Raw genomic sequence first — 18,066 nt, 5'->3', positions numbered from 1 at the left:
ATTACGCTGGCCGGTACTCCCGGCCAGCGGCATTAACGCAGAGGCAGTATTGGCGAAATCCCCAACCGGAAATGTGACACGCAGTGACGTCGCCAAAGCCGCCGGAACCTCGGTGGCGGTGGTCAGCTATGTGATCAACAACGGACCGCGTCCGGTGGCCGAAGCCACGCGTCAGCGCGTGCTGGCCGCCATCCAGCAAACCGGCTATCGCCCGAATGCGGTGGCGCGCGCGCTGGCTTCCGGCAGTACCAAAACCTTTGGCCTGATCGTGCCCAATATCGCAAACCCGTTTGTCGCCTCGATGGCGCACGTGCTGCTGCAGGAGTCGCTGAACCACGGCCACGTGATGCTGCTGGGCGATGCCGGTGACGATCGCCAGCGCGAGCTGGAGCTGATCCAGGGTTTGCTGAATCGTCAGGTGGATGGCCTGTTTTACACCAGCGTCGATCGCCATCCCTATATTGATGTCATCCAGGCGAGCGGAACGCCGCTGGTGATGCTGGACCGCATCGAACCGCGCCCCGGCGTCAGCATGCTGTGCGTGAACGAACGTGAAGCGGCGCGTCAGGTCACGGCGCATCTGCTCAGCCACGGCTATCAGCAGGTCGGCATGATCAGCGGTCCGCGCGAGATGCTTAACGCGCAGGATCGTATTCAGGGCTGGCGCGACGCCATGGCGCAGCACGGGCTGACGGTAGATGAAGCGCTGATTTTTCCGGCCGGCTATTCGCGCCAGGGCGGTTACGACGCCGGGCAGCGCATGATTGCCAGCGGCCGGGTGCCGCGCGCGCTGTTTACCAGTAACGAAGGGCAGGCGATTGGCTGTATCCGCGCGCTGTCCGAACACGGTCTGCGCGTGCCGCACGATGTCGCGCTGGTGTGTTTCAACGGTACCGAGCAGTCGGCCTTTCATGTGCCCACGCTCACCACCGTGCGCCAGCCGCTGCGCGAAATGGCACGCAGCGCCATCGCCATGCTGAAAAACGGTCATGGCGAGGCGCAGCTGGCCGAATTTCCTCACCATCTGGAGATCGGTGAGTCCTGTGGCTGCCAGCTATCTCAACAAAAATAAATATATAACATTATGAAAAGACTAATTATTGATTGTGATCCGGGGAATGGTATTGCTGGCGCTAACACCGATGACGGGCTGGCGCTGGCCTTAGCGCTGGCGTCACGCGCGCTGGCCGTTGAGCTGATCACCACCGTGAGCGGCAACACACCGAGCGCGGTGGGAGCGCGGGTGGCTAAAGATCTGCTGCAGCGGCTCGGACTGAACATTCCGGTGGTGCAGGGCGCGCTGCAGGCGCTGCGCGAAGATCCGGCGCCGTGGCGCGCGCGGCTGGATAACGTCGCCGACCCGGCGCTGGGCGAACTGTGGCGCGGCGTGCGTCAGCCGCAGACGGTGTCAGCGGACGGCAACGATGCGGCGGGCGTGATGGGCCAGCTGATTTGTGACAATCCCGGCGAGTTTACGCTGGTGGCGATCGGCCCGCTGACCAACGTGGCGCAGGCGCTGCAGCGCTATCCGCAGATGGCGGATTCCGTAGCGGAGATCGTCATTATGGGCGGCGTATTCGCGCTGGATGACTACATCAAAGACACCAATTTTGGCCTCGATCCGGAAGCGGCGCATCAGGTGCTGCACAGCGGCGCCACCATCACGCTGGTGCCAATGGATGCCACCACGCAGACGCTGCTGACCCATCAGGATCTCACGCGCCTGACCGCCTGCGATCATCCACTGCCGCAGTTTGTGCGCGAAACGCTGCGACCGTGGATTGATTACTCCATCCGCACCCGCCATCTGCCGGGTTGCTGGATCCACGATGCGCTGGTCATTGCCTGGCTGCTCAACCAGCGCGTGGCGGACGGCGTGGATTATCACGTCGATATTGAGCTGCGTCCCGGTGCCACGCGCGGCAAGACCTGGCGCTATCGCACGCCGCTGCGGCTGGATGTCGGCGTGCCGGCGGACGCGGGCGCACTGGTGCATGTGATGCAGAACGTAAACAATCCGCTGCTGCTGGAAGTGATTGAGCAGACGTTCAACGGATTGAAACGCTGAGATTTTGCCACGGCGCGCGGTCTCCCGGCCGGAGTACCGTGCGCCGCTTTCCTGCCGACACGCTTCCTTACATCGCGAATCACTCGCTGACAATTCCCCGCCGCGCTGCGCCTTTCTGACATGCTATATACAAATGGTTAACACAATAATAACCAGTGCAACCATTCGCTGGATAACGTTCCAATAAAAATCTGGCCGCGAGCCGGAAGCAATCAGACAGGATACCCTTATGTTTAACTGGACTGCGACCCAGCGCAACGTGGCTTTCGCCAGTTTCGCCAGCTGGACGCTGGATGCGTTCGACTTCTTTATTCTGGTGTTTGTGCTCAGCGATCTTGCGCGCTACTTCAACACCAGCGTCTCCGATGTTTCCATTGCCATTATGCTGACGCTGGCCGTACGGCCGGTAGGCGCATTGATCTTTGGCCGGCTGGCGGAAAAATATGGCCGCCGGCCGATCCTGATGCTCAACATCGTGCTGTTTTCGCTGTTTGAGTTGCTGTCGGCATGGTCGCCCAATTTTGCTGCTTTCCTGACCTTCCGTGTGATTTACGGCGTGGCGATGGGCGGCATCTGGGGCGTGGCCTCTTCGCTGGCGATGGAAACCATTCCCGACCGTTCGCGCGGCCTGATGTCCGGCATCTTCCAGGCCGGTTATCCGTGCGGCTATCTGCTGGCGTCGATAGTGTTTGGCCTGTTCTTCGAACAGGTGGGCTGGCGCGGCATGTTCCTGATTGGCGCGCTGCCGATTCTGCTGCTGCCGTTTATCTATTTTAAAGTGCCGGAATCGCCGGTATGGCTGGCGGCACGCGAGCGTAAAGAGAATCACGCGCTGCTGCCCATCATCCGCCAGCACTGGAAAATCTGTATTTACATGGTGCTGCTGATGGCCTGTTTTAACTTCTTCAGCCACGGCACGCAGGATCTCTACCCGACGTTCCTGAAAGTGCAGCACCAGTTTGACGCACACACGGTGAGCATTATCGCCATCGGCTATAACATCGCGGCGATGCTCGGCGGCATTACGTTCGGCTCGCTGTCCGAGCGTATCGGGCGTAAAAAAGCCATCATGCTGGCGTCGTTTCTGGCGCTGCCGGTGCTGCCGCTGTGGGCGTTCTCCAGCGGTTCCTGGGCGATTGGTATCGGCGCGTTCCTGATGCAGTTTATGGTGCAGGGCGCATGGGGCGTGGTGCCGACCTACCTGACCGAGCTGGTGCCGGCCAATGCGCGTGCGGTACTGCCGGGCTTCGTTTACCAGCTGGGGAATTTAATTGCTTCGGTCAACGCCACGCTGCAGTCACGCATTGCCGAAGCCCACGGCGGTAACTACGGACTGGGCATGGCGATTGTCGCCGGCACGGTGGCGGTGCTGATTTGCGTGTTCGTGGCGTTTGGCCGCGAGACGCGCGGCATCGAAATATCCGGGGCGGTGGCGAAAGAGACGCGTTAACGCGCCTCGCAGACGTCAATCCATTTCGCCGCCGTGAGTTCAGCCATGCGCTGCGGCGAAATGCGCACCGCGCTGTGAATCGAACCGGCCGCAGGTAACACTTCATCGAAACTGCGCAGCGACACATCGCAATAGACGGTCAGCGGATTTTCCAGCCCGAACGGGCACACGCCGCCGACCGGATGGCCGGTCCAGTTCACCACCTCATCCACGCTCAGCATGCGCGCTTTTGCCCCGAGCGCCGCCTTCAGCTTGCGGTTATCCAGCCGGGCGTCGCCGCGCGTGACAATCAGCACCACGCTCTCTTTCACTTTCAGCGACAGGGTTTTGGCGATTTGCCCCGGCGCCACGCCATGTACGCGTGCGGCCAGTTCTACGGTGGCAGTGCTTTCCGGCATCTCGATGATGTCGATATCCGGTGCGTGTTCGGCAAAGAAGTGCCGTACCGACTCCAGGCTCATTTTTTTCTCCGGTAAAAACAGAGCGTAAAAGCTGCCATAAGGCGGGAAAGCTGTAAACGGGAGAAACGGAGAATCTGTAACAGAATACGCCGCGCTTACACGGCATTTAACGTGCAGTTACCGCAGCGTTCGACGTCCGGAATGCGATAGCGCTGGCAGCAGCTGCGCCGCTCCATCGCGCCGTTACGCGGGATCATGGTGCGATACAGCGGATTATCACTGCCGTCGGACAGGGATTTGCTGAAAAACAGCGCCTGTTCCAGTTGATGCCGGGTGGCCGCAGGCAGCTGCTGCTGCAGTTCGCCAAGGAACCAGTAAAACGAGAAGCCTAAGTTGTTCCAGATCAGCCGCGCGTTGATATCACCGTGCTGCGCCATGCCGTTAACGGCGGGGATCAGGCCGTGCTGAATCAGGCGTTCGATACGCTGCTGCGGATTGAGATAGCGCGCATCCTCATCCTCCTGCACATCAATCCAGAAGGCGCAGGGATGGCCGTTTTCGTGGAACTCAACGTGGATACGCTGCGGCGAGCAGTCGAGCGCGCGCGGCTCCTGCAGCAGCGCCAGCATTAATGGCGGCAGCAGCAGGCCAAAATACCACTGGGCCCACAGCGACTGCAGCGGTTTGGCTTCCTGCGGAACATCGGGATGGTGGCGATAGAGATAGTCGCTGTAGCGCTGCGTCAGGCGGCGATAGTGAAACGGCGTGGACCATTCGGCCAGCGTCAGCGTGCCTGCGGGGGCCGGCTGGCCCAGCTTCACGTTTTCCCGCATGTAGCTGCGCTGGTCGCACATCAGATCTTCCAGCGCGCTGGCTAAGCTGCGATCGCTCTGCATAAAGATCAGCGGATGCGCGCTAAAGCGATGATCCTGACGCGTGATGATGGCCATGCGGCTCCTGAGTGAAAACGGGAAGCGAAAAACAAATGATAATCGTTCCCGATTCACTGAGCAAGATGCCAGCAGCGCTCACTGCCTGGCCACCGCGCATTTTGCGTGAAATCCCCCGGAGAGGGCGCGGCGTTGTCGCCGCACCGCTTACACCAGATCGCTGCTTACCGGCGCCAGCTTCGGTAAATCCTCCCACGCCAGAATGGTGTTACGTCCCTGATTCTTCGCCACATACAGCGCGCGGTCGGCGTTGGCCACCGCCTGGTCGAAGTCTTCTGCGAAAATCGGCGCGATACCGGCGCTGATGGTCACGTGGGTCGAGACTTTATCATTGAAGCGGTGGGGAATTTCCAGATCAACCACGTACTGACGGATGCGTTCGGCCAGCTTCATGGCAATCGAGGCGTTAACATTGGTCATCAGCACCAGAAACTCTTCGCCGCCGTAGCGCGTCACCACATCGCGCGAGCGCACCGCATCGCGAATGGCAACCGACACCCGCGCCAGCGCCTGATCGCCCATGGCATGACCGTAGTTATCGTTGTAGGCCTTGAAGTGATCGATATCCAGCAGCAGCACAAAGTGGCTGCCGGCATGATTTTCCATGATGGTATCCAGCCGGTTCTTCAGCCCGCGCCGGTTATACAGGCCGGTGAGCGGATCAAGCATGCTCAGGTCGCTGAAACTTTGCTTCTCCTCATACAGCTGGCGCACCAGCCGCAGGGTGAAGGTGTCGAAGCGGCGGCGCATCAAGTGGTGCAGCGAGAAGCCGATCAGCGGCAGCGTAATGGTGAAGAGAATGGTCATTAAATGCTGACCATCATCCAGTAACAGTACGGTTAATACCGGTGGCGTAATATGTAAACAGAACGCAAGCAAATAATCACTCAGGGCAATCGCGCTGATAAAAAATACGCTCAGCAGACTGATTATTAAAAAGCTACCGTCAAAATAAAACACCAGATGGTAACGATGATTGATATGCCAGGCCCACAGCGCGCCTAATAGCAATGCCACAGGATTTAATAACGGGAATTTTAGATTTGGCGCGATTAAACATAGCGCCAGCAGCGTGGTGCTAAAGCCCGCCACCAGCGTCACCGGCAGCGAATTGATGGGATTATCCGTACCGAAAAACGGCAGCAGACAAAAAAGCGAAACGGCGACATTCAAAAACAAAAATAGCATCAGCGACAGCCGATACTTGCTGTGTTTCAACTCATCATAAGATTGTAATTTCATTATTATTACTCGTGACAGCCCTGAAATATCAAAGCGCTACCCGCAGGAAATAATCCCACAACGCGGATAGTGAGCACGTTTTTGCTGTGTTATCAAAATAGTTATCGGCGGCAATCTATCATTTTCCAGTAATTCTGTCATCCGGCGCGGGCAGGGCAAAAAATTCGCTGCAAGATGAGAAATATTGTCATATGATAATGGGAATATTTATCATTTGAAGGGTTGCGCGATGATCATGGCGATGATGGCCGCCTGTGGCTTGTGGGGCGTAAGCTGGGTGATGGGTAAACGTCTGGATAGCGGCTGGGGCGTATTGCTGCCCTGCGCGGCCATGCCGGTGTTTGCGCTGTGGGAGCCGAGTTTCAGCCAGTGGCGCTTAGTGATGATTGTCGCGCTGCTGCTTACCGTGGTGATGCTGTTCCACCATCGTCTGCGTCATTATCTGCTGCTGCCTTCCTGCCTGGCGCTGGCTGGCGGTCTGGCGGCTATCTCGGTGAATTTTCACATCATTTAACGGCGAGCAGAAACGACAATATCACGCAAAGGCGTGATAGCAGCGGTAACAATCAATGGGTATTGTACTGCAGAAGAAGTGTGACAACGTTGGTGCGAAGAGAGGGACTTGAACCCTCACGTCCGTAAGAACACTAACACCTGAAGCTAGCGCGTCTACCAATTCCGCCACCTTCGCATCGTAGTTGTCTGTTTATATCACCGCATGGTGCGAAGAGAGGGACTTGAACCCTCACGTCCGTAAGAACACTAACACCTGAAGCTAGCGCGTCTACCAATTCCGCCACCTTCGCGCAGTGCACGCGATATAAACTCTGTGATTATTGGTGCGAAGAGAGGGACTTGAACCCTCACGTCCGTAAGGACACTAACACCTGAAGCTAGCGCGTCTACCAATTCCGCCACCTTCGCCTACCTGCAATACATTACAGTATTGCTAACCACGGAGGCGCATTTTAGAGATTTTACTCATTGCGTCAACACATATTTTGCGACGGTGAAACGACTGCTGCAAAAAGCAACGTTTTCCCCGTCGCATCGCGGATTTTACTACGCTTAGCGCGCTTTCGCGCCGCGACCATATACGGCGCGATACACTTTGAAGCGGCCGGTCTGCGCCAGCACTTCATGGTTACCGAAGGTTTCATCCAGCACCTGCGGATAAGGCAGGAAGGCGTTGGCCACGATGCGCAGCTCGCCGCCGCTGTTAAGATGCTTCACCGCACCGCGAATCAGTGTGTGGGCGGCATCAAGGCTGGTTTGCAGACCGTCATGGAACGGCGGGTTAGAGATGATCAGATCAAAACGGCCGCTGACGTCCGAGAACACGTTACTGGCAAACACTTCGCCTTCCAGGCCGTTAGCGGCCAGCGTGGCTTTACTCGCCTCGATGGCGGCGGCGTGCACATCGCACAGCCACAGCCGGACTTTCGGCGAATGCTGCGCCAGCGCGGCGGCTAATACGCCACTGCCACAGCCGATATCCAGCACTTTGCCTTTGGTGTGCGGCGTAAGAGTGGAAAGCAGCAGATCGCTGCCGATATCCAGCCCGTCGCGGCTGAACACGCCTGGCAGGGTATGAATGGTGAGATCGTCCAGCTGATAGCGATTGCCGAACGCGCTGGCGTCAAAGCTGGCCTGCTGCGTCAGCTGGCCGTGATACAGCCCGCAGCGGCGCGCGCTGTCGATCTTCTCCAGCGTCGCCCAGTTCTCCAGCATGCCTTCGGCGCTGCGCACGCCGCTGCGGTTTTCACCGACGACAAAAATATCGCAGCCCAGCGGCAGCAGCGACAGCAGGTTTTGCAGCTGGAACTGCGCTTCCGGTTTGTTCTTCGGCCAGAAATAGACCAGCGTGTCGCAACCGGCTACGTCGGCCGCACCGGCCACCAGCCCGTACACTGCCCGTTCACCGAGGCGACGGCTGAGGTTCTGCCAGTGATGGTACTGCTGAGTGTGCACGCGGCTCGACGCGGTCTCCAGCTGGGCGGGCAGGTCATCCTGCAGGTCGCCGGCGAACAGTACGTGGCGGGCGGTAAATTCATCACTGTGGCGCAGAATCACTTCGCTGGCCGGGGTAAAAGCAGACATGGAACGCTCCTGTTAAATCAGAGCGGCGATTATAGTGCTTTGTTGGCGCATGTTCGATGGGTTTGCTAGCATAGCGTCGCATTCTGGCAGGATTACAGGTAACAGCATGAGCACAAGGCGCGACTGGCTTCTACAGCAAATGGGGATTACGCAGTATCAGCTGCGACGTCCGCGCGTGCTGCAAGGCGAAATTGCCGTCACGCTAACGCCGGACACGCGGCTGGTGCTGGTCGCTGAGCAGGCGCCGGATCTGCAGGAGCCGCTGGTGCGTGACGTACTGCGGACGCTGAGCATTCAGCCGGGGCAGGTAATGACGCTGACGCCAGAACAGCTGCCGATGCTGCCGGAGCAGGTCGACTGTGCCGGCTGGCTGCTGGGCGTGACCAGCGATCATCCTTTTAACGGCATCACGTTCACCAGCGCCGTTTTCAATGAATTAATCAGCAGCGGCGCGGCCAAACGCGCGCTGTGGCAACAGATGTGTAACCATGACAGCCATCTCTTTCATCACCCCTGATTTACAGCCGCGGCTGCTGGAGATCGAGCGCCGCGCGCATGCGTTTCCGTGGAGCGAGCATACCTTTGCCAGCAATCAGGGCGAACGTTACGTCAATCTTTGCCTGCACGCGGACGGCCAGCTGGCCGGCTTCGCCATCACCCAGGTGGTGCTGGATGAAGCGTCGCTGTTCAACATCGCGGTCGATCCCGCGTTCCAGCGCCGCGGCTATGCGCGTCAGCTGCTACAGCAGCTGATTGCCGAACTGGAGCAGCGTGCGGTGATGACGCTGTGGCTGGAGGTACGCGCCTCCAATCAGCCCGCCATTGCGCTGTATCAGCAGCTGGATTTTCATCAGGTCAGCGTGCGGCCAAACTACTATCCCACCGCCAGCGGGCGCGAGGATGCCATCATCATGGCGCTCACGCTCTGACGTTATTCAAAAGGGGCACTATGTTAAACGACTGGGACTGCATCCTGTTCGATGCGGATGACACACTTTTCCACTTTGACGCCTTCGCCGGCCTGCAGCGCATGTTTGCCAGCTACGACGTGCACTTCAGCGATCAGGATTACGCTGATTATCAGGCCGTCAACAAACCGCTGTGGGTCGATTACCAGAACGGCACCATTTCAGCGTTACAGCTCCAGACGCGCCGCTTCACGCTGTGGGGCGAAAAACTGCGCGTGGCGCCGGAAGTGCTTAACAGCGACTTTCTTAATGCGATGGCCGAGATCTGCCTGCCGCTGGATGGCGCAGCCCGCCTGCTGGATACGCTCAAGGGCAAGGTAAAAATCGCCATCATCACCAACGGTTTTACGGCGCTGCAGCAGGCGCGCCTTGAACGCACCGGCTTCCGTGACTACTTTGACGCGCTGGTGATCTCCGAACAGGTGGGCGTACCCAAGCCGGACGCGGCGATTTTTGACCATACGCTGCAGCTGCTGGGCAATCCCGATCGCCGCCGGGTATTAATGGTCGGCGACACGCCGGAATCAGATATTCTCGGTGGTATGAATGCCGGCGTGAAAACCTGCTGGATCGATCACGGCACGCGTCCGCTGCCGGCGCACATCACGCCCACCTGGCAGGTGAAAACCTTGCCTGAGCTGCAATCTATTCTGACTGCTTAACAATCCCGATACCTGCTATTTTAGCGAATTAAACCAGCCTGGTCCGCCTGGCTGGTTTTTTTAACTGCCAGTTTGCCTTTATCACCCCTTGTTTACCGCCTGCCTGAGTTTTATCGCGCGCAGACAAAATGCGTGCCGCTCAGCGCCATTTTTTTTATGACAATTTTTAATGATCGCGCGAGCAAATTTTCATCTTTCATTTACAATCTTTCACAGTTTTAATGGATTGCTAAGAATAGTCTTAGGTTTACGGGTAAAAGTGACGCAAATTTGCATTAAAAATATTTGTTAACCTTTACTGAACTAATTTCCTCTGCTAGCGGCGCGTTGAAATTTTGTCAGGCTTCTGTAAACTTCCGTCAGACATTAACAAATGGATTGTGATTGCATGCTCACGGGCAGGTTTTACCTGGCTCGTGCGGTAGCTATGATGTTTCCAGTCTTTTATATGTTGTTGATATATCTCAATAAATAGCACTGCTGCCAGCGAATGCCGTAAGTTGTTGCTGTTATCCTCTTAATCGTTACCGATTAACCAGATTCATTGAACGTGATAGTTTTTAACCCAGGGATGGCATAAGAGAAACCGAGGTTTGGCTGTGGCCAACCCCTTCGCTTAGCAAAAATTGATCATGTTGCTGATCGTTTGTGAAACGATCAGAATTCTTCCGACATCATCCCTGTCACTAATGTTGCATTTTTAATACTTAATTCAGACTGATCAATTTTTGCCTCGCTGGCGCGATGCATTAGCCACACCCATTAAAGGGTCAACTTTTTAACTGGTACTGAATCGACGCCGGCTCCCGCCGTGCGCACGGTTCATTTTGCTCTTAACCGGCCTCTGGCCACTTTTTAGGCGTTAATGGAACTAAACATGAAGAAAATGGTGAATCTCCGTATGGCGTTGGGCCTGATGTTTGTTTTCGCAGTGGCTGGCTGTAAAGCACCGCCAAAGATGACAGACGACACTATTGTCAGCAGCACCGTTGACGGCGTCACGCTGTCGCACCGTTATGCCGTCCAGCCGCCGGCACAGTTCAGTCCGGTGAACGAAGCTTATCGCGCGCTCTATCCGGCTTCGATCATGACCCGCCCCAGCTTCGGCGGCAAAGTGGTGGATACGCTGAAAAGCGGTGAAACCTACACCGTGATTGGCCAGGTTGAAAACAACTGGCTGGCACTTGGCGAGTCGGCGCAGGCCGCAGACGAAGCGCAGCCTGAGACTGCACCGGCCGATGACAAAAAAGCGCAGCAGCCGGCGGCTCAGCCTGCGGTGCAGCTGATCGGTTATGTCCCGTTCCGCGCGGTGGTGAAAAGTGCGCTGTATGAGCAGACCATCAAAGCGGATCAGCCGAAGCGTCGCGCCCGCGCCAGCAGCAAGAAAAAGACCTGCGTCGCGGTGGATGGCGACAGCAAAGCGTGCCAGAACAGCAACAGCGGCACCTGGATCATCAACTAACACGGTAAGCAGGGAGGGCTGAATGATGACGATGATTTCTCTCCGCCGCGCCGGATTACTGCTGCTGGCTTGCCTGCTGGCCGCCTGCAGCAGCAACAGTCCGGCGCCGGTTGCACGCTACAATCTCGACTTTCAGGCGCATCCGCAGATCAACGCGGGTGCGCCGCTCAAAGTCCGGGTGATGTTGCTGACCTCCGATGCGGAATTCATGTCCGCTGATTTCTACTCCCTGCAGAACCAGCCCGCCACCGCGTTGGGCAGCACGCTGCTCAACAATCAGCAGTTTTTCCTGATGTCAGGTCAGCTGAGTAAAACCCTCAGCGCGAAAAGCCTGCCGGAAGCGCGCTTCATCGGCATCATGGCCGAGTATCAGGCGCTGGACGGTAAAGTCTGGCGCCTCGCGCTGCCCTTCCCGGATGGCGACGACAGCGCATTCTGGCAGTTCTGGAAAAATAACGATGGTGAGTTGAATGCCCGCGTTGTGGCGGATATCAACGGCCTGCGCGTGGTTAAGCAGTAAGGATGCCTATGAACCGAGCCGAAAAGGTTGTCTGGACCGAGGGGATGTTCCTGCGCCCTCACCATTTCCAGCAGTCGGAAAATTTTCTACACAGCACCCTGCGCGAGTGGGGGCAGTCGCAGCGCGCCTACACCTGGGGTTTTTTTGATCTCGAATTTGATGAAGCGCTGCTCCGTCAGGGAAAACTGGCGCTGAGTGCCGCCAGCGGATGTCTGCCTGACGGCACCTTTTTCTCTTTCAGCCAGCCACAGCACGGTCCGGCCCCGCTGGATCTGCCGGCGAATGTCGATCGCAGCAAAGTGGTACTGGCGATCCCGGCCCGGCGCAACGGGCGTGAAGCGGTGGCGTTTCAGGAGACACAGGATTCACTGGCGCGCTATCTGGCGTGGGAAGCCGAAGTCGAAGATGACAATGCTCAGGCGGTCGGCGCTGCCACCGTTCAGTTCGGCAAGCTGCGCCTGCGCCTGATGCTGGAACAGGATCTCACCGCGGAGTGGACGGCGATGGGCGTGGCGCAGGTGATTGAAAAACGCAGCGATAACCACGTGCGCCTCGACACCGATTACATTCCGCCGATGCTGACGCTCAACGCCAGCCGGCCGCTGCAAAGCATGCTCAATGACCTGCACGGCCTGATTCAGCAGCGCAGCCAGCAGCTGAGCCAGCGCACGCCGGGTACCGGCCGTTTTAACAGTGCCGACATGGTCGATTTTATGCTGCTGACCTTGCTCAACCGTCAGCTTGGCCTGCACGCGCACTTACAGCATCTGCCGCTGCTGCACCCGGAAACGCTCTACAGTCACTGGCTGCAGCTGGCCGCTGAATTGAGCAGCTGGATGCCGGCGCGCACCCCGGACGCGCTGCCGCTGTATGACCATGACGATCTGTACAGCTGTTTTGCCCGCTTAACGCTGCTGCTGCGCCAGGGACTGTCGCAGGTGATGGAAGAGAGCGCCATCCAGCTGCCGCTGACGCAGCGCTCGCACGGCCTCAACGTGGCCACGGTGCCGGAAAGCAGCATGGTGCGCGAGTTCGGCTTTGTGCTGGCGGTCAAAGCCAGCGTGCCGGCCGAGGCGCTGAAAACCCACTTCCCGGCGCAGATGAAAGTCGCGCCCGTCACCAAAATCCGCGATCTGGTACAGCTGCAGTTGCCGGGACTGGCGCTGAAAGCCATGCCGGGCGCGCCGCCGCAAATCCCGTGGCATGCCGGCTACAGCTATTTTGAGCTCGATAAGAACAGCGAGCTGTGGCAGGAGATGGAGCGCTCAGGTGCCTTTGCGCTGCATCTGGCCGGTGAGTTTCCGGGCCTGAACATGGAGTTCTGGGCCATTCGTAGTCAGTCAGAATAATCAAAACTGAGCACGCCGCATGATGCAGGAACAACAGAAACCGAACAGTGACGTCACACAGCAGGATGTCAGCCATCAGAATGTGCTGGTCGCCGCGGCGAATCCGCTGATTAACGCGATCCCGCAGATTCGCCACTCCGTCTCGCACGACGATCCGGCGCGACTGCGCCAGCAGCTGATCGATCAGATCCGTCGCTTTGAGCTCAGCTGCCAGCAGTCGGGGCTGAGTTATGAAGTGATCGTGGGCGCGCGCTACTGCCTGTGCACCGCGCTGGATGAAGCGGCGGCGCTGACGCCGTGGGGCAGCCGCGGCGTGTGGACCAGCAACGGCCTGCTGGTGACGTTTCACAATGAAACCTGGGGCGGTGAGAAGTTCTTTCAGCTGCTGGCCAAGCTGTCGCAAAACCCGCGTCAGCACATCCTGCTGCTGGAGCTGATCTATTTCTGCCTGCTGCTCGGCTTTGAAGGGCGCTACCGCGTGCTGGATAACGGGCGTTCGCAGCTGGAAACCATCAAACAGCGTCTGCTGCAGATGATCAAAAGCGTGCGCGGCAGTTACCCGGCGGCGCTGTCACCGCATCCCACCGATCAGCCGGTGCTGCGCAAGCTGTGGCGGCCGATGATTCCACTGTGGGCCTGTGCGGCGGTGGCCGGCTTTGCTGCCTGCCTGTTCTACATCGTCCTGAACTGGCGTCTCGGCGACTACACCTCGCCGGTGCTGGCCAGCATCTATCAGACCGCGCTGCCGGAAGTCAAAATCAGCAATCCGGCACCGCCGCCGCCCGCCACGCTGAACCTGAAAGCGTTCCTCAAGCCGGAAATTGATGCCGGCCTGGTGGCGGTGCGCGATGAAGCCGACCAGAGCGTGGTCACGCTCAAGGGCGATGGCCTGTTCGCCTCGGCATCCACCGAAGTGCGTGGCCGCTACGATGCGGTGATTCAGCGCATTGCCGCCGCGATGAATAACGTCAGCGGGAAGATTCTGGTGATTGGCTACAGCGACAACGTGCCGATTCGCAGCGCCCGCTTCGCCTCCAACTATGAACTCTCGCTGGCGCGCGCGCAGTCGGTGCAAACCCTGCTGCAGCAGCAGCTGGCACAACCGTCGCGGGTTAAAGCCGAAGGGCGTGGCGAAAGCCATCCGCTGGTGCCGAACACCAGCGCGGAGAATCGCGCCCGCAACCGTCGCGTAGAAATTACTCTGCTGGTCGCGCCGGATGCGACGCAAGCGGAACTCAACGGCCTGGCGAGAGGGAACTAATCCATGCTGAATATGCTTTTTGCGGTGCTGACCAGCCGCCTCGCCTGGGGTTTTGTCGGCATTACCGCGCTCTCCTTTATCATCTGGGTGATTGGCCCGGTGTTTTCCATTGTCGACTCGCGGCCGCTGGAGCCAGAGCAGAACCGCATCATCAGTATTGCGCTGCTCTATCTGGTCTGGGGGCTGAGCCAGGCGATTCCGCGCCTGTATAACTTCTGGCTCAACCGCAAACTGATGTCGAGCCTCGAAACCAGCAAAAGCGATGCGCCGGAGCAGGATCGCAAACGCCTGACCAATGAAGAACAGGTGCTGGCGAGCCGTTTCTCCGAAGCCACCGACATGCTGAAAAAAGCGCACTTCCAGCGCGCCAGCAGCAAGGGCGCGCCTTTCTGGGCGCAGCGCTTCAGCCATCAATACCTCTACCAGCTGCCGTGGTACATGATCATTGGCGCACCGGGTGCCGGTAAAACCACCGCGCTGGTCAACTCCGGGCTGCAGTTCCCGCTGGCGGACAAGTTCGGCAAAGCGGCGCTGCGCGGCATTGGCGGCACGCGCAACTGCGACTGGTGGTTCACCAACGAAGCGGTGCTGCTGGACACCGCCGGCCGCTATACCACCCAGGAGAGCCAGCAGGAGCGCGACGCCAGCGAGTGGCATCATTTTCTCGACCTGCTGCGTAAATATCGCGGTCGTCAGCCCGTCAATGGCGTGATTGTCACGCTCAGCGTCTCCGATTTACTGACGCAATCGCCGGAAGCGCAGCGCAATCAGGCGATCGCACTGCGTCAGCGGCTGATGGAGCTGCATGATCGCCTTGGCATTCGCTTCCCGGTTTATGTGCTGGTCACCAAAACCGACCTGCTCAAAGGTTTCCGCAGCTATTTCGCTGCGCTGGATAAAACCCAGCGCGAGCAAATCTGGGGATTTACCTTTCCGTGGGCGCAGGCGTCGACCGCAGAGTTTGAGCTCAACAGTCAGTTTCAGCAGGAGTATTCACTGCTGCAGCAGCGTCTGGATGCCGGCCTGGCCGATACGCTGTTAGCGGAAAGCGATGCGCAGGCGCGGGCGGAGAGCTATCTGTTCCCGCAGGAGTTCGCTGCGCTACGCCCGCTGCTGGCGGAGGCGCTGGATACGCTGTTTGCCCGCTCTGATTTCGAAACCCAGTTCGCGCCACGCGGTATCTATTTCGCCAGCGGTACTCAGGAAGGGCTGCCGTTTGACCGCGTGATGGGCGAGCTGAGCCGCGCCCTGCATCTGCCGGGACAGCGCAGCGGCGAGTCCGGCAGCTGGGACCAGGTCGACAAAGCGTCACCGATCCCGCCGAACAAAGGCCAGAGCTTCTTCCTGAAAGGCGTGCTGGAAAATGTCATCTTCCAGGAGTCGGGCCTGGCGGGCAGTAACCGCTGGTGGGAGCTGCGCAATCGCGCCGGATTGTGGTCCGGCTATCTGGCGCTGCTGGTGCTGGTACTGATTGCCGGAGCACTATGGCTCACCAGCTACAGTAAAAACAAAGCCTATTTGCAGGAGATGGCGGGTAAAACGCCGCAGGTGGAGCAACTGGGACAACAGCTGGAACGCCAGGGCAATGGCGATCTGTTTGCGCTGGTGCCGTATCTCAACACGCTGCTGCAGCTGCCGAAAAGCGCCGACTTCTCGCTGGAAGATCCCCCGCTGACGCGCCGCATGGGGCTGTATCGCGGTACCGAAGTCAGCGACGCCACGCGCACCCTGTATGACAAAGCGCTAAAACAGCTGCTGCTGCCGCAGGTGGCGCAAAACATCACCCGCTGGCTGCGCAACGACAACGGCAGCGATGCGGATTACAGCTACGAAGCGCTGAAAGCTTACCAGATGCTGTATCAGCCAAAACATTATGACGGCAAATTCCTGCATGCCTGGCTGATGCTGAATATTAGCCGAGAACTGCCGCAAAACGTGACGCAGCAGGAAGTGAAACAGCTGGCGTGGCATCTGCAGCAACTGCTGGAGACACAGATTCAGTCCTCGCCGTACGCGAAGGATGACGCGCTGGTAAAGCGCGAGCAGGTGCTGATTAACCAAATGCCGCTGTCGCAGCGCGTCTACGGACGCCTGAAGCGCCTGCTGCAGCGTGACGGCAGCCTGCAACCGGTCACCCTCGCGGCGCTGGGCGGGCCGCAGAGTGAGCTGGTGTTTTCACGCAAAAGCGGCAAATCAGTCAATGACGGCGTGGCCGGCCTGTTCACGCCAGACGGTTACTGGCAGCACGTCGATAAACAAATCGCACCGGTCACGCAGGCGCTATTCCAGGATGATGTCTGGGTGCTGGGCGGCGTTGCGTCGCCGGAGAACAGTCAGCAGACCGATCTCGCGGTGCGCCAGCTCTACGTGCAGGATTACATCCGCCAGTGGGAGCAGTTCCTCAGCGATATCCAGCTCAACAGCAGCGCGGATTTGTCGCAGCGCATCAACACCGCACGTCTGCTGTCGGGCAACCACTCGCCGCTGCGCCAGCTGGTGGTTAACCTCAGTAAGCTGCTGACGCTGAACCGCGCACAGCCGGATGAGCAAAGTACACAGGCACAGCCGGCGACGGGCAACAGCGCTACGCGCACTTTAGAAGCGCTGTTCAGTTCCTCCAAAGCCAGCGCGGCGCCGGGCCAGGGCGCCGCCCAGCAGGCACCGGAGCAGGCGGTGGCGGTGCACTTCGCACCTGTGCTGGAGCTGGCACAGCCGCTGCAGCAGGGCAGTAAAGTGCTGGCGGTGGATGATTTTCTGCATCAGATCGACGATCTCTATCGCTATCTGACGGCGGTGCAGGACGCCGCCAATAGCGGCATGCCGCCGCCGTCCGGCGATGCCATCAGTCGTCTGCAGGCCAGCGCCGGTCGCTTACCGGGTTCGCTGCAGAATATGGTTTCCAGCATGGCCGTGGGCGCCAGCAGCGATGCACAGCGCCGCGATATGGATAACGTGCGCAAGCGCATCACTATGGAAGTGGGCAGCTTCTGCCGCCAGGCGATTGCCGGACGTTATCCGCTGGTGCGCAATGCGCGCAGCGAAGTAACGCCGGACGATCTGGCGCGCATGTTCGCGCCGGGCAGCGGGCTGATGGACAGCTTCTTCCGCGACAATCTGGCCAGCAAAGTGGATACCACCAATACGGCGTGGCGTTTCACGCCAGGTATCGACGGCAAAACGCTGCCGGGCGGTGAGGCGCTGCTGCGTCCGTTCCAGCAGGCGCAGTCGATTCGTGATGCCTTCTTTGCTAACGGGGCGACCACGCCGTCGTTCCGCGTCACGCTGCGTACGGTGAAGATGGATAACGACATTCTCAACCTGACGCTCGACGTCGATGGCCAGATTCTGCGTTACAGCCACGGCCCGCAGGCGGTGCAGATGGTGAGCTGGCCCGGACCGGGCGGCACCAGCCAGGTGCGCATGCAGCTTGGCCTGACCAACGGCACCACCTCAACGCTGGTGACCAGCGGTCCATGGGCGCTGAACCGCTTCTTTGATCGCGCTCGTTTAACCGCGGTCGGTGGCCTGACCCGCGAGGCCAGTTTTAACCTCGATGGCCATCAGGTCACGTTGTCGTTCACCCCTGGCAGTATTCGTAACCCGTTCCAGCTTCCCGGCTTTAGCTGCCCCTGA

At 59.0% G+C, this 18,066-nt stretch carries 16 protein-coding genes and 3 tRNA genes; 12 read left to right on the top strand and 7 right to left on the bottom strand.

Annotated features, from left to right (window positions below; all coding sequences use genetic code 11):
• The first annotated feature begins 49 nt into the window (after positions 1-49).
• The 3 genes from FT726_RS09175 to FT726_RS09165 all read left to right on the top strand — a co-directional run bounded on the left by FT726_RS09175 (position 50) and on the right by FT726_RS09165 (position 3,518).
• The gene (locus FT726_RS09175) at positions 50-1,072 is read left to right on the top strand and encodes a LacI family DNA-binding transcriptional regulator (protein ID WP_058771438.1); all 1,023 of its coding nucleotides are present in this window, start codon (positions 50-52) and stop codon (positions 1,070-1,072) included.
• Positions 1,073-1,084: 12 nt separating this feature from the next.
• On the top strand, positions 1,085-2,068 hold the full coding sequence (locus tag FT726_RS09170; RefSeq protein ID WP_141496395.1) for a nucleoside hydrolase: 984 nt from the start codon (positions 1,085-1,087) through the stop codon (positions 2,066-2,068).
• A 229-nt stretch (positions 2,069-2,297) separates the two neighbouring features.
• Positions 2,298-3,518, top strand: a complete 1,221-nt coding sequence (locus tag FT726_RS09165) for an MFS transporter (RefSeq protein WP_021506769.1) — start codon at positions 2,298-2,300, stop codon at positions 3,516-3,518.
• Here FT726_RS09165 and FT726_RS09160 read toward each other — a convergent pair.
• The 3 genes from FT726_RS09160 to FT726_RS09150 form a co-directional block, all read right to left on the bottom strand.
• Positions 3,515-3,979, bottom strand: coding sequence for a YbaK/EbsC family protein (locus tag FT726_RS09160; protein WP_021506770.1), 465 nt, complete (start codon positions 3,977-3,979; stop codon positions 3,515-3,517). The two genes, FT726_RS09165 and FT726_RS09160, sit on opposite strands and share 4 nt — an antisense overlap.
• A 95-nt stretch (positions 3,980-4,074) precedes the next feature.
• Positions 4,075-4,869: a siderophore-iron reductase FhuF gene (fhuF, locus tag FT726_RS09155; RefSeq protein ID WP_088516711.1), complete on the bottom strand. Its 795-nt coding sequence runs from the start codon at positions 4,867-4,869 to the stop codon at positions 4,075-4,077.
• Positions 4,870-5,016: 147 nt separating this feature from the next.
• Positions 5,017-6,111: a diguanylate cyclase gene (locus FT726_RS09150; protein WP_021506772.1), complete on the bottom strand. Its 1,095-nt coding sequence runs from the start codon at positions 6,109-6,111 to the stop codon at positions 5,017-5,019.
• Between the two features lie 229 nt (positions 6,112-6,340).
• On the opposite strand from FT726_RS09150, the gene FT726_RS09145 reads away from it, so the two are divergent.
• Complete coding sequence (locus FT726_RS09145; RefSeq protein WP_058780936.1) at positions 6,341-6,625, top strand: DUF1435 domain-containing protein; 285 nt, start codon at positions 6,341-6,343, stop codon at positions 6,623-6,625.
• A 90-nt stretch (positions 6,626-6,715) separates the two neighbouring features.
• On the opposite strand, the gene FT726_RS09140 is transcribed toward FT726_RS09145, so the two are convergent.
• The 4 genes from FT726_RS09140 to rsmC all read right to left on the bottom strand — a co-directional run bounded on the left by FT726_RS09140 (position 6,716) and on the right by rsmC (position 8,211).
• Positions 6,716-6,802: transfer RNA gene (locus tag FT726_RS09140), tRNA-Leu, on the bottom strand.
• A gap of 28 nt (positions 6,803-6,830) precedes the next feature.
• Positions 6,831-6,917, bottom strand: a tRNA-Leu gene (locus tag FT726_RS09135).
• 31 nt (positions 6,918-6,948) lie between these two features.
• Positions 6,949-7,035, bottom strand: a tRNA-Leu gene (locus tag FT726_RS09130).
• 144 nt (positions 7,036-7,179) lie between these two features.
• A complete protein-coding gene (gene rsmC / locus FT726_RS09125) occupies positions 7,180-8,211 on the bottom strand; it encodes a 16S rRNA (guanine(1207)-N(2))-methyltransferase RsmC (RefSeq protein ID WP_104188325.1) in 1,032 nt (343 codons plus the stop codon).
• Between the two features lie 106 nt (positions 8,212-8,317).
• Between rsmC and FT726_RS09120 the strand changes: the two genes are divergently transcribed.
• The 8 genes from FT726_RS09120 (at position 8,318) to tssM (ending at position 18,066) form a co-directional block, all read left to right on the top strand.
• On the top strand, positions 8,318-8,728 hold the full coding sequence (locus FT726_RS09120) for a DNA polymerase III subunit psi (protein WP_031279565.1): 411 nt from the start codon (positions 8,318-8,320) through the stop codon (positions 8,726-8,728).
• Positions 8,700-9,140 (top strand): ribosomal protein S18-alanine N-acetyltransferase, encoded by a 441-nt coding sequence (gene rimI / locus FT726_RS09115; RefSeq protein WP_141496393.1) that lies wholly within the window; start codon positions 8,700-8,702, stop codon positions 9,138-9,140. Before FT726_RS09120 ends, rimI begins: the two co-directional genes overlap by 29 nt.
• A gap of 20 nt (positions 9,141-9,160) precedes the next feature.
• Complete coding sequence (yjjG, locus tag FT726_RS09110; protein ID WP_021506777.1) at positions 9,161-9,841, top strand: pyrimidine 5'-nucleotidase; 681 nt, start codon at positions 9,161-9,163, stop codon at positions 9,839-9,841.
• 865 nt (positions 9,842-10,706) lie between these two features.
• On the top strand, positions 10,707-11,303 hold the full coding sequence (locus FT726_RS09105; RefSeq protein ID WP_031279568.1) for an SH3 domain-containing protein: 597 nt from the start codon (positions 10,707-10,709) through the stop codon (positions 11,301-11,303).
• 22 nt (positions 11,304-11,325) lie between these two features.
• Positions 11,326-11,823, top strand: coding sequence for a type VI secretion system lipoprotein TssJ (tssJ, locus tag FT726_RS09100; protein ID WP_021506780.1), 498 nt, complete (start codon positions 11,326-11,328; stop codon positions 11,821-11,823).
• Positions 11,824-11,831: 8 nt separating this feature from the next.
• Positions 11,832-13,172, top strand: coding sequence for a type VI secretion system baseplate subunit TssK (tssK, locus tag FT726_RS09095; protein WP_058757167.1), 1,341 nt, complete (start codon positions 11,832-11,834; stop codon positions 13,170-13,172).
• A gap of 19 nt (positions 13,173-13,191) precedes the next feature.
• On the top strand, positions 13,192-14,433 hold the full coding sequence (locus tag FT726_RS09090) for a DotU family type VI secretion system protein (RefSeq protein ID WP_021506782.1): 1,242 nt from the start codon (positions 13,192-13,194) through the stop codon (positions 14,431-14,433).
• Between the two features lie 3 nt (positions 14,434-14,436).
• Entirely contained in the window at positions 14,437-18,066 is a 3,630-nt protein-coding gene (tssM, locus tag FT726_RS09085) for a type VI secretion system membrane subunit TssM (RefSeq protein WP_346302689.1), read from the top strand.

Origin of the sequence: Pantoea sp. Morm (genome assembly GCF_016643525.1) — a bacterium.
Taxonomy (GTDB): Bacteria; Pseudomonadota; Gammaproteobacteria; order Enterobacterales; family Enterobacteriaceae; genus Pantoea; species Pantoea dispersa.
This window is presented reverse-complemented; position numbering and strand designations above follow the sequence as displayed.